This is a genomic window from Leuconostoc fallax KCTC 3537 (assembly GCF_000165675.1).
Classification (GTDB): Bacteria; Bacillota; Bacilli; order Lactobacillales; family Lactobacillaceae; genus Leuconostoc_B; species Leuconostoc_B fallax.
This window is the reverse complement of record NZ_AEIZ01000008.1, coordinates 24,137-38,089: the sequence shown is the minus strand read 5'-3', so window position 1 is coordinate 38,089 and position 13,953 is coordinate 24,137. Positions and strand designations below refer to the sequence as shown.

At 30.1% G+C, this 13,953-nt stretch carries 15 protein-coding genes and 1 pseudogene; 12 read left to right on the top strand and 4 right to left on the bottom strand.

Annotated elements, in window-relative coordinates; all coding sequences use genetic code 11:
* The first annotated feature begins 388 nt into the window (after positions 1-388).
* From LEUFL_RS0101725 to LEUFL_RS0101675, 8 genes and pseudogenes are all read left to right on the top strand, one after another.
* Positions 389-748 (top strand): hypothetical protein, encoded by a 360-nt coding sequence (locus LEUFL_RS0101725; RefSeq protein ID WP_010007045.1) that lies wholly within the window; start codon positions 389-391, stop codon positions 746-748.
* A 336-nt stretch (positions 749-1,084) separates the two neighbouring features.
* On the top strand, positions 1,085-1,936 hold the full coding sequence (locus tag LEUFL_RS0101720; protein ID WP_010007044.1) for a PhzF family phenazine biosynthesis protein: 852 nt from the start codon (positions 1,085-1,087) through the stop codon (positions 1,934-1,936).
* Positions 1,937-3,995: 2,059 nt separating this feature from the next.
* Positions 3,996-4,364, top strand: a pseudogene (locus LEUFL_RS13460) (AAA family ATPase); the annotation flags it as partial.
* Between the two features lie 49 nt (positions 4,365-4,413).
* The gene (locus LEUFL_RS0101705; RefSeq protein WP_029508596.1) at positions 4,414-4,815 is read left to right on the top strand and encodes an AAA family ATPase; all 402 of its coding nucleotides are present in this window, start codon (positions 4,414-4,416) and stop codon (positions 4,813-4,815) included.
* Between the two features lie 403 nt (positions 4,816-5,218).
* Positions 5,219-6,040: an AAA family ATPase gene (locus LEUFL_RS10960; RefSeq protein ID WP_081458695.1), complete on the top strand. Its 822-nt coding sequence runs from the start codon at positions 5,219-5,221 to the stop codon at positions 6,038-6,040.
* 150 nt (positions 6,041-6,190) lie between these two features.
* Positions 6,191-6,322, top strand: coding sequence for an HNH endonuclease (locus LEUFL_RS13455; RefSeq protein ID WP_010007040.1), 132 nt, complete (start codon positions 6,191-6,193; stop codon positions 6,320-6,322).
* A gap of 234 nt (positions 6,323-6,556) precedes the next feature.
* Entirely contained in the window at positions 6,557-6,808 is a 252-nt protein-coding gene (locus LEUFL_RS0101680; protein ID WP_029508593.1) for a hypothetical protein, read from the top strand.
* Between the two features lie 462 nt (positions 6,809-7,270).
* Positions 7,271-7,582 (top strand): hypothetical protein, encoded by a 312-nt coding sequence (locus LEUFL_RS0101675; RefSeq protein WP_010007037.1) that lies wholly within the window; start codon positions 7,271-7,273, stop codon positions 7,580-7,582.
* 878 nt (positions 7,583-8,460) lie between these two features.
* Here the strand turns inward: LEUFL_RS0101675 and LEUFL_RS0101670 are convergent.
* From LEUFL_RS0101670 to LEUFL_RS0101655, 4 genes are read right to left on the bottom strand one after another with little or no spacing between them, the layout of a single operon-like run.
* Positions 8,461-9,243, bottom strand: a complete 783-nt coding sequence (locus LEUFL_RS0101670) for a hypothetical protein (protein WP_029508592.1) — start codon at positions 9,241-9,243, stop codon at positions 8,461-8,463.
* Positions 9,244-9,299: 56 nt separating this feature from the next.
* Complete coding sequence (locus LEUFL_RS0101665; RefSeq protein WP_029508591.1) at positions 9,300-9,704, bottom strand: helicase C-terminal domain-containing protein; 405 nt, start codon at positions 9,702-9,704, stop codon at positions 9,300-9,302.
* Complete coding sequence (locus LEUFL_RS0101660; RefSeq protein WP_141557404.1) at positions 9,698-10,195, bottom strand: hypothetical protein; 498 nt, start codon at positions 10,193-10,195, stop codon at positions 9,698-9,700. Before LEUFL_RS0101660 ends, LEUFL_RS0101665 begins: the two co-directional genes overlap by 7 nt.
* The gene (locus tag LEUFL_RS0101655; RefSeq protein WP_029508589.1) at positions 10,141-10,890 is read right to left on the bottom strand and encodes a DEAD/DEAH box helicase family protein; all 750 of its coding nucleotides are present in this window, start codon (positions 10,888-10,890) and stop codon (positions 10,141-10,143) included. Before LEUFL_RS0101655 ends, LEUFL_RS0101660 begins: the two co-directional genes overlap by 55 nt.
* Positions 10,891-11,194: 304 nt before the next feature.
* On the opposite strand from LEUFL_RS0101655, the gene LEUFL_RS10955 reads away from it, so the two are divergent.
* From LEUFL_RS10955 to LEUFL_RS0101635, 4 genes are all read left to right on the top strand, one after another.
* Positions 11,195-11,563, top strand: coding sequence for a phospholipase D-like domain-containing protein (locus LEUFL_RS10955; RefSeq protein ID WP_010007036.1), 369 nt, complete (start codon positions 11,195-11,197; stop codon positions 11,561-11,563).
* Positions 11,564-11,822: 259 nt separating this feature from the next.
* Positions 11,823-13,067, top strand: coding sequence for a DNA cytosine methyltransferase (locus tag LEUFL_RS0101645; protein WP_010007034.1), 1,245 nt, complete (start codon positions 11,823-11,825; stop codon positions 13,065-13,067).
* Positions 13,068-13,295: 228 nt separating this feature from the next.
* The gene (locus tag LEUFL_RS0101640) at positions 13,296-13,631 is read left to right on the top strand and encodes a hypothetical protein (protein WP_010007032.1); all 336 of its coding nucleotides are present in this window, start codon (positions 13,296-13,298) and stop codon (positions 13,629-13,631) included.
* Complete coding sequence (locus LEUFL_RS0101635; RefSeq protein WP_010007031.1) at positions 13,604-13,948, top strand: hypothetical protein; 345 nt, start codon at positions 13,604-13,606, stop codon at positions 13,946-13,948. Before LEUFL_RS0101640 ends, LEUFL_RS0101635 begins: the two co-directional genes overlap by 28 nt.
* Positions 13,949-13,953 lie beyond the last annotated feature (5 nt).

Sequence of the window (13,953 nt, the reverse complement as noted above, 5' to 3'; positions counted from 1 at the left end):
AAAATACTCTTATTAAGATATTTAGACAGCATGAACTATCTTTTAATGAAAGTAAAATTCAACTTTATAAAGGATTTGAACAGCAAAAGCAAGCGCATTTAGATCACTATCCTAGACTTATTAGAATAACTGGAGGTAAAAATATTCAACTTACTTTCGATGACTATTTGTTATTTCGTGAAATTTTGTCACAAGCAATACGTGAACAGGATGTACCAACCACAAAGTCTATTTTGACCATATTAGCTAAAAAATTAAAAATAAGCAAATAAAAATTAAAGATAGTTCACTAATCACTTCTTTAATTGAATTTTTAATAAAAACTACTTATGTTTGTCCAATAATTAATATGCAAATATATAAATTAATGAATGAGATTTGTAATGTTTTGAGTTCTAAATATCGAAATAAAGTCTGGAATATACTATTCAGAGAAATAGAATTAGTCGTTGCTAATTATTCTGATACTGATTTAGAATCTTGGTATTTTTATACTTTAGCCAATTGCGGAACCGCACATGAAACATATAAAGTAGTTAACAAATACCTGAAAAGTGTTGGAGAAAATTCTAGTGTAATTGTATTATCTGTTTTGCTAAAAAATAAAAGCTCACAAGCAAATAGGAAAATACAAGATTATATAGTAAAACAGATTAATAATTGGCAAACAGTATCCCAATCTAAATGGTGGTTGCCTCTCTCTAAATTATGGTTAGTAAAGGGCAACTTAGATTTAAATAAAAAATAAAAAGTTTATTTATATCAAATAATCGTTCGAGTTTACAGTGGGATAAACTTGGAATAATTGAATATTTAAGACAAAAATCTGTTAACTAATTTTTATTTATTATTTAGTTTAAATTTAATACATGTAGTTGAGCGCATCAATGTAAAATCAGACAAAAAAGTGGCTTAAATAAAATTGAAGAACAATTATATCACGATAAAAGACAACTACGTGAAGCTGGTAGTTAACAAATTACTTTGAGCTTAAACAATAGTGATTGTAATTTTTTTCAATAAATCCGTATACTAATCAGAACAAAGTTACAATCGAAGTAATATTGAATGGAGACAAATAATAATGGTTGACGTACATGTTGTAAGTGCTTTTAGTAAAGATAATGCTGGCGGTAATAAATCTGGTCTTGTTTTTGATAGACCCGATTTAACTTCTGTTCAAAAAATGGCAATTGCCAAAGAATTGGGATATGCTGAAACGGCTTTTATAACCGAATCAAAATTAGCAGACTTTCGTTTAGAGTATTTCACACCTACGGAAGAAGTGCCGCTTTGTGGACATGCTACCATTGCAACATTCGCTTTTCTGAACTTGACAAATAAATTATCGAAAAGTGACTATACAATAGAAACAAAATCGGGTATTTTGTCCATGAAAATTGACACAGACGGCATTGTATTTATGGAACAAAATGTTCCTACTTATTCTAATACGCTTACATCAGATTCATTTAATAAATGTTTAGATACAAATTCAATTGACTCAAAACTACCAATTCAGATTGTATCAACAGGATTGCGGGATATTCTTTTACCAGTAAGTTCAAGTAAAACACTTCAAGAATTAAAACCTGATTTCAAAGCTATGACTGCCTTGAGTAAAGAGCAAAATGTGGTTGGTGTTCATGCATTTTCACTTGAAGAGAGCGAGAGCAAAATTACTGCAATTTGTAGAAATTTTGCACCTCTTTATGATATTGATGAAGAGTCGGCAACAGGTACATCTAACTGTGCTTTGGCCTGCTATTTATTTAAATATGTGGAAAAGAAGTCACAATATATTTTTGAGCAGGGGTACAATCTTAATAATCCATCAAGAATTGTTGTTAATTTAACAACTCATGATGATGTTATTGATGGCGTATTTGTAGGTGGGTATGGTTATTTAGTAGAAGATAAATTAGTATTGGTTTAAATTATTAATTAATAGCAATAGACAAAAAGCACAGACGCAGACTTATGCGATGTGCTTTTTTAAGTAATTAGCATCTAATGCCTATGTTGCTTACAGTTTAGAAGGGGCATTGGTGTAGCAACTCAATTAATTAGAAAGTTAGAGTTGCAGGCTTATTTAGGTGGCTATAAAAAAACACTTGTGGAGACAGATAAAAATAACAGCGATACCGTTGGACTTTATCTAACCATGAGCATCAGAAGTTGTGCTTATTGGCTTTCGTTATGTAGCTCTAAAGAGACTATGCTTTTCTTGATTGGCAGTCAAGAATATAGCTATTTTGCAGAACCGTTTTCATGTTCAGACGAAAACACCGTTGCATAAAATCAATGTTCAATGTTAAAAAGATTAAAAAATGCCATAAAGTAGGTTTGTTTTTTAAGTTGAAAGTATCTTGAAAAAGTTTCCTTTAATATTTATTTAGTTACATCAAAGTTCTGAAAATCGTTTCGTCCTCATAACCATTAATTTGATTTAAGTTATTATTAAGAAGTATCTTTATAAAAGAAATCAAAAAATCTGTAAGTATGGTTTTGTATGTCGAAGCCAGTTCAAACTCCATTACTTCATTTTCAGTATTTACAAAATTAATTGTAATTGTTTTTTAATGAATGTAGGGACAAGCGAACTAGTCCGTCATCATCATAAAGTAATACCCCGTTATCTTCAGGGTGTACTAAAAGTTTGTTCCTGATAATTTTAAAAGTTTTAATTGAATCAGAGATACTTGATAATTCCTTCGTACCGTTCCATTTTTGTTGCATTATTATTTTTTCATCGAGTTATGCAGGACGTATAAATTAGAGTAACAACCAGTTATATATGTCATGTAATCGTCGAACGGCTTTTTTATAAACACTTTATGAGGTTGAACAGGCTGTTGTTCATCGTCGAAAAAATCGTCAACTATCAAATCTTCTTGTTTTTCAATGTTTTCTATATTGTTTAACGAGTATATAGTTAAAAGAATATAGTCAGTTATTGTTTCGATTGTATTGTTTAACTTAGACGATATGTTCAGACTAAAATTTGCATCTAATAAGTCGATGAGTAAAACTGCCAGATCTGACGGAGTATTGTATGTAATTGTTTTTTCAGATGTCGTTATTGCTAAACTGTTTTTATTTTCTGTAAAAGAAATTATTTTCATGTTTGAACTCCAGAAGATTAAAAAAATAGAAATACTAAGATAGATTAATACTAATATATTTTGGTGTGGTAAAAATGAGCAATTATTTCTAAAACTTTTGAGCGATATCTACAGAGGTGTTGCTGGAAAGCTTGTCATAATTAATTAAAAACTCATTTGCGGATAATGAAAAAAGCACATATTCATATAGAATTAGGACATATGATTGGAAAAGTGACGGTAATTAGGAGATAATACAAGTTTTTTGTAGCAACTTAAAGTATAAACTTATAAGCATAAGGTGTGAAACAGGAGTTGAAATACTTCTGTAACATTCCTTGTGCTTATTCTTTTTGTCAAATACGAGTATTCATTAAGAAAGTATTAACATTAAAAATCAGCACAAAAAACACAACTAGATTTACTAGCTGTGTTTCAGTACATTGAAAACTAAATATACTCTTGATTGATAAAATAATGCCTTCGACAACGTTATTAATAAGAATCAAAATTTAAAGTTATTTTCAATAACCTAATTTTATATGATTATCAACGATCAATCAAGCGCAGGTACAGAGAGAAAAGTCTGGTACTGTGTTGAAGAAAATCATAAGACCGATGAGATGAGCACTTATAGTGGCATATAAGTTGCGCCTAAGGCTTATGTCGCGACATATTGGATGTGAAAATTCTATAAAGTAAGTGAAAAATCAAGATATGCAGTGAGCCATAAGTATTACCTAAAAATTTACTTGTTTACAGAACTTTTCAGGAACATAATAAAGATAATCACTATTATTGAATTGAGGGAACAGTTTTGATAGATACTATAAAAATTTACGGAGTAGCTTCTTATAAGAAACAAGTGAATATTAATGCAAAAAATTAAATTTTATTTTTGGGAGTAATGGAAGCGGAAAAACAACATTATCTAATATTTTAGGAGGCCATTTAAAATCTGATGGGTGTACTTTTTCAGAAGTCGAAAATGATCAAATTTTAGTTTACAATAAAAAATTTGTGGAGAAAAACTTTAGCTCTGATGTGCCGGGAATCTTTACATTAGGCGAAGAATCTGTAGAAACCAAAAAGAAACTTTCGGAGTTAAAATCTCAAATTAAGGATAAACAAACCGAGGTACAAAAAAGAATAGTACAATATCAAAATTATATGAGAAGATGTCAATTCAGAAAACTGAAGCCAAGGATGTGTGCTGGAGTTTGCAACAAACATTTGGTAATCAGTTTTCCAAAGCTTTAGTTGGTTTTAGGAATAATAAAGAAACGTTTTTTAATGGGCTACTTTCAGCATGGGAAAAACAAAAGGGAATCAGCAAACATTGAGTCTAGACACTTTATTTGAAAGCTATTCCTTATTATTTCAAGATGATTCTAGCGTTTATGAAACATTTAGTAAAATTAATCTACACAATGTTATCAGTTTCAATAATAATGTTATTTTACAAAAACATATTAGTGGTAGTTCCGAATCTCAAATCGGCATTTTTATTGATTATTTACAAAACAGCGATTGGGTTAGGGCCGGGAAAGATTATATAGATGGCGATAGGAACGAATGTCCTTTTTGTCAACAAAGTTTACCTACCAATTTCCGTAAGCAATTGGAAGAATATTTTGATGAAACATTTCAAGAAGATGTTCATACATTGAATACTTTCATTTCAAGCTATAATTCATTCGTAAAAAATTAATTTGGAAACTTACAGAATTTACTAACAAAAATATTCCATTTTTGAAATTCAACAAATTGATAGTTGAAATCACTAATATTGAAACATTATTTAAATTAAATATGGAAAAACTATCGTATAAAAGTGAACATCCTAATGAGTTAGTAGAATTGGAGTCACTAATACCTGTTTGTGAACATGTTAATGAAATTATTGACAATATGAATAGCTTAATCGAGAGAAAAAATCTTGCAGTACGAAATCAAAAAGAAGAACGAAATGAATTTAAAAACAATTATGGACATTTTTGGCGGTACGAGCAAAAATAACTTTAGAGTCTTATAAAAAATGTAGATGGTACTCAAAAGGGTATTGATTCTATTTCTGAAAATATTGCAATTATTTCATCGGACACTAAAAATTAATTCAAGATACAGAAAAATTAGAGAGAACACTGACTTCTGTTACTCCTACAATTGAAATTATCAATAGATTACTGAATAATTTTGGATTTCAGGGATTTAAATTGACAACTAATACAACGGAATCATCAAGTTACAAAATTGTCCGTTCAGATGGAAGTGATGCTAAAAAGACATTAAGTGAGGGTGAATATAATTTTATTACTTTCCTGTATTTTTATTACTTAATATATGGAAGTCAATCACCAGTTTCAGATTTGCAAAATAAAGTAATCGTTATAGATGATCCAATCTCAAGTTTGGATAGTGGGGTATTGTTCATTGTTAGCTCTTTGGTTAAGAAAATTATTAATGACTGTCGTAATAATAAAGATATTAGCCAAGTTTTCGTTTTAACGCATAATCTTTATTTTTATAAAGAAGCAACGTTTTTGGGTAGTCGAGCAAAGTATAAGGACGATGAAGTTTTATATGGACGTTTAATAAAAAATGATGAGCAAACAGCTCTTATTACTTATGCAGAGAATCCTGTACAAAGTAGTTATGAGCTTCTTTGGAAAGATATTAAAGACGAGAATAGCTCTAGTGCAACTTGTTTTAATAGTATGCGTCGTGTACTAGAACATTATTTTAAAGTCATGGGTGGGGTTGATTACGAAAAATGTATTGATGAATTTGAAGGTGTTGAAAAGATATGTTGTAAATCTTTGATTTCAGTTATTAATGATGGATCGCATTTTATTTCCGATAATTTTGTGATTCAATTTGATGCTGAAAATATAAACAGATATAAAACTGTTTTCAAAAAATTTTCATATGCTTAAATCAAGAAAATCATTATCTGATGATGATGAAGTAAAATTTTAGGCGATGTCGCATAACATCATACATTAAAAATATAGAGATAGTAACTAAAATACAATATAATAAGTTTAATTTTATTTTTAAAATAACAGTTCGGAGAAACTTTTTTAATGAATAAATGCATTCTTTGTAAATTAGATTTGAATAAGCAAAACAAAAGTGTCGAGCATATTACATTAAAAGCATTAGGGGGTAAACAAAAACTAAAAATGCTTTTTGCAAGGATTGTAACAATAAATTAGATCAATATTTAGATGATCCTTTTAGGCAATCATGGACTAACATAAATAACTTTTTTTCCAACAAAGAAGGTCAAATTAGACTTAAAGAATCCGTGAGTGGAAAATATTATAATCTTACTTTTGACGCTTTTCAAAGAATGAAAGAAATAAAATTAGCTGATGATTCTTTTTTGGATAAAGAAAATGGTGACGTTGAGGGGATTTTTTTATCAAAATCTGATGCTAAAGCAGCGTATGAAAAAAATTCAAACTGATCCTACTCGTCAATGGACAATTAAAGAAACAACATCTTTCAATAATGAATATCAACAATATATAGAATTTGATGAGTATTTTTATGTTGAACTTTTTAAAATACAATTAGGATATATATTGGGGATTAAAAACTATTCTTGGGACAATATGAATTTTGCGATAAAATTATTCAGTAAATTACGAATTGAAGATACCAATAGTAGTCAAAGTAGTCTATTAAAAAACGTATAAAAAATGAGTGATTCACTAATTATACTATTTGGAAATAATTTTAAGTTCAATGAAGGACAATTTCAATTTAAAAATCAACCATTATCAGTTGTTCATAGAGGTCAATCTGAAGTAGTTGGAATAAAAAAATTGATGAATATGAATTTATGCAACTTAATTTATTTGGCTGTATTCCAATTATATATCCGATACTCTCGAATAATTATGTGACGCAGAGAATACGCGAACTTTTTATTTCAGATTCAGATGTTTATGACATCGAAAGTTTAAACGATTTATTTAATTAATACAAAATCTAATATTTAAGCGATTACAGTTGTGAAATTATTAAATTACATTATCCATAGAAATATAGTTAAATTTTATGCCTAAAAATAAAGATACCGAATACCGTTATATCAAGACTCAAGTCCGACTCATTATTAAATCTATCATTCAAACACTAAAAAAGATTTGGAATCAGTGGATTTAGAACAACAAGTGTATCTATTATATGTACCACAGCAACTTATCTCTAGCACAAGCAAGTTTTTATTAGAACAATTCGAACAGAATATTCAACAAGCTGGATATACAACACATATTGTTGATCAGTCATCACGTTTTGAGCAAGAAAATACCATAGTAGTTAAACTAGCAATTCCATGGAAGAATCATAATCATAAAAAGTTGGTGCAGTATTTAATTAACGAAAATGCGTATGTAGACAGCACGAGCTTTAAAGATTTAGAGCATGTACGAATTAAAGCAGATCAAAAATATCACGGAATCTAAAAAAATACAGATTATCAAATGTAAAAATTTGAAGTATCTGTATTTTTTTAGCAATTTAGTTGCGGAATCAAGATGTTATAAAGTATTGAATTAAAGACTAGAAACCGTGGACAGTAATTTAGCATTAGTGTATGACATTGCTACAATAGAATAAGAAGTGTCTTACAAATAAAAAATCAACCAGCGAAATTACAAAAATATTTCCGTAATTTTACCAATTGATTAAACATCTGGTAAATGACTTGCACTTAAAGTATAAACTTATAAGCATAAGGTGTGAAACAGGAGTTGAAATACTTCTGTAACATTCCTTGTGCTTATTCTTTTTGTCAAATACGAATGTTTATTAAGAAAGTATTAACATTAAAAATCAGCACAAAAAACACAACTAGATTTACTAGCTGTGTTTCAGTACATTGAAAACTAAATATACTCTTGATTGATAAAATAATGCCTTCGACAACGTTATTAATGAGAATCAAAATTTAAAGTTATTTTCAATAACCTAATTTTATATGATTATCAGCGATCAATCAAGCGCAGGTACAGAGAGAAAAGTCTGGTACTGTGTTGAAGAAAATCATAAGACCGATGAGATGAGCACTTATAGTGGCATATAAGTTGCGCCTAAGGCTTATGTCATTTTATCTAGAATAAATTGTGAAATGCTGACCTAACTAGCTGAAAGAGATGGTGAGTTTTAAATAGTCTAAATAATATGAGCTATCTACTTTTAGAAGATGCATTAAGAACAGGAACTTCTCCTATTTCTTTTAAAAAGAATTCAGGTGTTAAGTTATACTGAACTAGATTTGATTGAATGAATGACTCATCTATAGACTTGAGATTTATTTTACTGAATTCATTAATAAATTGAGTCAATGATTTTCTAATTTTTTAAGACCTTGTTTTCTTATAATTAAAACAGGATTTGCAAATCCTGCACCAGATTGTAAATATTTCACTGGTATTACCATAAAATAGTGTATTTCTGTATTTTTATAATTTTCGTTCATCCATGCTTGAGAGTTATTCATCTGACCAGTTTCCGATTTGTATATTTCATTTCTAGTAGTAGACACTTCACTTTTGTCCTCAATTGCAAAGTATTTACCTTTATCAATTGCCCACACATGATCTGGACCTTTTTTCTGATATTCATCAGGCCTATCAGTAACAAACCCTAATAACTTTCCTAAATCATCGACAGCGGTTTCAAAATCATCCTTCTTCACACCAAACTGCAAGTTATTGATGACATCGTCTGTATAGTTTCTCAATTTTTCAAACGTGTCAAACTGAGCTAAAGTAATAGAGATATTTTTTAAACGTTGTTGACGGATTGGACCTTCAATTAGTTTACTTTGTTGGTTGACAGGGGGAAGTAAAAGTTTTTTGTTTAAGTTATATGCTTGTAATTGGAATTCGAAAGATTTTTGAGTAGAAAACTGATAGTTTACTGTTGCTAAAAACTGTAGGTACCATGCTTGTTCTTCATCAGTAATTTCATGATTATCTGAAACAAATTTCAAAAATTGTTGATTGTATTCCTGAATATCAATTGTAGGATTTATTCCTCTTTTGAAAAGATTATTTTCCTGTTGAAGTCGTTCGAGATTGGTGAATTGTGGCTTTGAATAATCTATATTATCCATTTCCATTCTATAGTATGTTTTCCAACTTTCATTTCGGTTGTAGCTGTTACTAATAAGATCAACTAGTGCTTTTTTGCGGTTATTTCAGTATCATTATTGTAAATTTCATCTTGTGTTTCGCTAGATACTTCCATACCAATTTGAATTTGTTTTCTAGCCTGTGCGCTTAATACTTGTTCAGCATCATTACGTATAAATTTTATTAAATCCGAACCTATAAGAAGAATGACGGAGTAATCTGTGTCTGCTCTAACACTTCTTCCCATAGCCTGTTCAATTTTTTGTGTAATACGAATTTTATATTCAGTACTATTTTTCGTAATTTTATCAATATATTTATCATAAAGTGTTTGTGCACGTGGTAACCCATCAATAATTAAAATTCTACATCTATCATCAGGAAGATCAATTCCGTCGTAACGATTAACTAAAACGAGCGGATCAGTCTTAATCGGAGCATTTAACATTTGTAAATCTTTCTCCAAGCTGTCTTTAGTTGCAATTTTAGCTCCATAAGCCTTCCAATCTTCTGTATTGAAATAAGAAGGGGATATTGCAACAATGCCAAACCTTGAATTTTTTTGGAACCAAAATACTGAACTATATTAAATCTTTGTAGATTATTTGGTGAAATTAAGGAAGGAATTACGACTAATTTTTCTCCTGACCATCTCTCATTTTTATATATAAGCGGGTTTTTAATAGCACTTTTCTTAACTTGTAGATCTTTTATAAGAGTGGTGTCAGTAGAAGTTGTTGCAGACATAAATATTCTTTGATTCGCTGTATAATAGGATTCAAACATTTCAATGGGATAAACAAATGGGACAATTTCAATTCCAGTAGGTGATATTACACATGTACAAAATTTTAAGGTATCACGTAAAATCGGCCATACAAATGTTATTTCATTTGTATTTGATGCATATTTGGATAAAATAGATGTAATGCTATCCAATTTTTTTGCCAATCCCAATAAGGTACAGGTAAAAATGGTTCAGGTGACTTTTGTTTGATGTCATAGTTTATAATATCAAAGTAAGTCCCATTTCCTTGGCTTTGTATACTTTCATCAAACAATTCGAATATTTCATTATAAAGTTGTTGATGCTTGGATCGAGTAATATGTATTTGCATATTGCTTTTTATTATTTCGGTACTTGTGTGTGCATCGTCAAGCACAAGACCGTCAATTTTAATAGACTTGTTTTCAATTCCAAATATAGATTTACCGTTAAATAACTTATTTACAGTGGTAATTAAAATTTTTCTTCCTAGGCTTGCATCAGATGGTATTACGTTCGATGGACTTTCTATTACACAATATTTGATACCAAACTCCTCGGCCTGCCGAATTGTTTGTAAAACGAGATTTACAGTATTACACAAGTACACTTGCATTTTATTATTTTTTAGACGCCTCGACTCTAGCATGAGTAATCCAGTAATAGTTTTTCCGGATCCAGTATTCATTTTAAGAATAACGTCAGAATCGTTTTGCCTGCTATCAAACCAATCTTTTAAGACTGACTCTTGAGCCGGTCGAAGATTTCCGCTTTTTTCCGATTTTCTATCTAGCTTATCATAAATGCTAATAGGATTAGTGTCTACTGGTGCATTAATAGAATCAATTTTATTTTTAAAATTCACCATATATTCTCATTCTTTCTTTATATTTGTAACTTTAATATACACCTCATATTTTAATAAATATAGTATTAGTTATTTATATGGAAATACCAAGTAATATGTGCCTGAATTTTCAGTATACGAGTAAAATACAATATTACCGACTTGCATATTATTGATTCATTTTCAAACTAATTGTTTTTATAATTAATTGGTATTTTAATATGTATTGGGAAGTTAAAAGTAATGGGTCTAGTTAACCTCTTATGATAAAGTAATACACGGTGTACAATGAGTTTATTAATTAAACTCAAAGGAGAAACTATCAATGGCTCAAAGTGGAGACGTTTACAACATTGAAATCAAAGAAGTTCATATGAATTGGGGGACGAAACGTCAGACTCAAAATAGAGAATCCGTAGCAGGTGAAGGTTACATACCTATACCGGCACAAAAAGCAAAGTTATTCGACATTTTTAACTCCAATGCTCTTAAAAGTACTAATCCTAAAACCAGTGAGAAGCTTGGTGTTAATTTATTTGATTGTTATGACCAAAATGGTTTTGTAGGAAAAGTAAAAGCAACCGGGACATCACAAGCTGGCGATGTTTATGCTAAACAATTTAGCGGGTCTGGAAATCTCAAACTAATTGGTACTTGGTTCCAAAAAATAATATTTCTGCTGGTGACTGGATAGAAGTGAGCTGGATTAATGCAACTCAAATATTCATCAAAAAATTTGATAAATATTTTTCTCGGTGTTTCTTTTGATTAAAATGTGTATTCAAATTTTTCTACAATCTCTTTCATTTTGACAAAGCAGTGAGACTTGTTATAACTCAATATATATTATTAAATGCACGACAATCAAAGTAGCAAGCTTTGCTACTTTTTTTGTGAAATGTAGTAAAATTAATACTTGTTGTAAAACAAAAAATTAAAAAGGAGGATTTGGCATGAAAAATGACATCGTTAGCTTTTTCGCCGGAGTCGGTGGAATTGATTTAGGGTTTGAAGATGCAGGCGAGTATCGTACAGTCTATGCAAATGAGTTTGATAAAAATGCGCAACATACTTTTGAGACAAACTTCAAAAGCCGTGGAACATATCTTGATCGACGAGATATTAAGCAAGTTGATGCAAAAGAAGTCAAAGCAAAAGCACCAAATGCTAGTGTACTACTCGCTGGTTTCCCTTGCCAGCCGTTCAGTATTGCAGGTTATCGTCATGGATTTGAGGATAATCGTGGAGATTTATTTTTTGAAACACATCGTATCATAAGATTTTTACAACCTAAGGTTATCTTTTTAGAAAACGTAAAAAATCTTGTGACACATGATCATGGTAATACGTTTAAAGTTATTCGTGAATTTCTGGTTCATTCGGGTTACTATATTAAATGGAAAGTTCTTAATGCTAAAGAATACGGTAATATTCCACAGAATAGAGAACGTATTTATGTTGTTGGCTTTAAAGACAAAAAGGCATTTGATAATTTTAGTTTTCCAGAAAAAATTGATTTAACAACTAAGCTATCAGATATTATTGATTTTGATGCAAAAATTGGTGAAATCACAAAATTTGGAGATTTTTTGGAAGACAGGTTCTTCTATAAAGAAGATAAGCAAACTTTTTATCCTCAATTAGTAGAGGCTATGAAGAGTTCAGAGACTGTTTATCAATGGCGACGTCAGTATGTTCGTGAAAATAAATCAGGTGTTATTCCTACATTAACAGCTAATATGGGTACTGGTGGCCATAATGTGCCATTAATTCGTACTCACAATGGTGATATTAGAAAGCTCACTCCTAGAGAAGCCTTTAATGCACAAGGTTATCCTGAAAATTATCAGTTGCCAGTTGATGAATCAATGGGAGCATTGTATAAGCAAGCCGGAAACTCTGTTGTTGTTCCTGTGATTACTCGTTTAGCTAAGAGTATCAATAGAGCTATAGAATCACTGACAACAGATGTTAAATTGCCAAAAACTGATGACAAAGTAGCTTTAGTTTACACTAAGATGGATGGCCGTATGGCGGGTGAATCATTCACCGTTGATTGGTATGACGATCAGGCGACTGCCATTGAAGATGATGGTCACCTAAATAGACAAAAAGAGTTACCAATATTTGAAAATGACGACTTCTTCAATGCCATAAAGCGTGGTGGAAATTATGAGTTTTATTCGGTAGTTGGTTAATATATATCAGTAAGCACTTTTCATTAGAATTGTGCTTTTTTGTATATTCAGATATATTATAAAAAAGCTAAAAAAGAATCATTGTAATTTGTAAAAATATTTTATGATTTGTTTGCCTATGTAATTTTTGAATAGTAATATGATAAAATTACTTATATTTAGTTTTAATAGATAAATATAGATAAATAACATTCAAAATGTTAAATAAAATACGGATAGCAATTAATAATGAACAAAGAACCAGAAATAATTGAAATCAAAAATCAATTGGGAGATACAATAGAGCTAAGACAGCCAACAGATTTGTCTCAAGCAACAATTAAAAAATATAAAGAAGTATTTATTACTAATGCTTCCTTAGTTGCGGGAAATATCACTCAGATAGGAGCTCAAGTAGCTAACTCTAAATTAACATTAGCGCAACTTTTATCTCAAGCACCTAATGGTTTATTTTCTGCCACTACTAATCCAAGTAACCTTTCTAAATTTGCAAATGGGACCACAAGCACTATGTTAAAAACTCTTCAGGGCAAATTATGGAACATGCTGGATTTACTAACGTAAGTTTAAATAGCGCATTAAACCCAGCTATGGTATTGCAAGGTGGTATGCAAGTTATGTCAATGGTATCAGGCACTTACTATTTGCATCAATTAAATAACCAAATAAAGGAGATAGATCAAAAATTAGAAGAACTTATTAATATACATCATGATAGCAACATTGGAAAATTGATAGCTTCGGGAAAAGGCTTATCAGAAATTTCGAATCGCAAACATGTGGATTTAGCAGATATCTCAGCAATCAGAGAGTTTAAAAAACAGCTAGAGAAATATTTGAAGAATATAAGTTTAGCTACAAAAGAAAGAGTAGTGACCTAATTAAT

What these genes read in the sequence shown, in the direction of transcription:
- LEUFL_RS0101720 (WP_010007044.1), top strand. Translation starts at nt 1,085, where the DNA reads ATGGTTGACGTACATGTTGTAAGTGCTTTTAGTAAAGATAATGCTGGC.
- LEUFL_RS0101705 (WP_029508596.1), top strand. Translation starts at nt 4,414, where the DNA reads ATGGGAAAAACAAAAGGGAATCAGCAAACATTGAGTCTAGACACTTTA.
- LEUFL_RS13455 (WP_010007040.1), top strand. Translation starts at nt 6,191, where the DNA reads ATGAATAAATGCATTCTTTGTAAATTAGATTTGAATAAGCAAAACAAA.
- LEUFL_RS0101680 (WP_029508593.1), top strand. Translation starts at nt 6,557, where the DNA reads ATGAAAAAAATTCAAACTGATCCTACTCGTCAATGGACAATTAAAGAA.
- LEUFL_RS0101670 (WP_029508592.1), bottom strand. Translation starts at nt 9,243, where the DNA reads ATGGAAATGGATAATATAGATTATTCAAAGCCACAATTCACCAATCTC.
- LEUFL_RS0101665 (WP_029508591.1), bottom strand. Translation starts at nt 9,704, where the DNA reads ATGTTAAATGCTCCGATTAAGACTGATCCGCTCGTTTTAGTTAATCGT.
- LEUFL_RS0101655 (WP_029508589.1), bottom strand. Translation starts at nt 10,890, where the DNA reads ATGGTGAATTTTAAAAATAAAATTGATTCTATTAATGCACCAGTAGAC.
- LEUFL_RS10955 (WP_010007036.1), top strand. Translation starts at nt 11,195, where the DNA reads ATGGCTCAAAGTGGAGACGTTTACAACATTGAAATCAAAGAAGTTCAT.
- LEUFL_RS0101645 (WP_010007034.1), top strand. Translation starts at nt 11,823, where the DNA reads ATGAAAAATGACATCGTTAGCTTTTTCGCCGGAGTCGGTGGAATTGAT.
- LEUFL_RS0101640 (WP_010007032.1), top strand. Translation starts at nt 13,296, where the DNA reads ATGAACAAAGAACCAGAAATAATTGAAATCAAAAATCAATTGGGAGAT.
- LEUFL_RS0101635 (WP_010007031.1), top strand. Translation starts at nt 13,604, where the DNA reads ATGGAACATGCTGGATTTACTAACGTAAGTTTAAATAGCGCATTAAAC.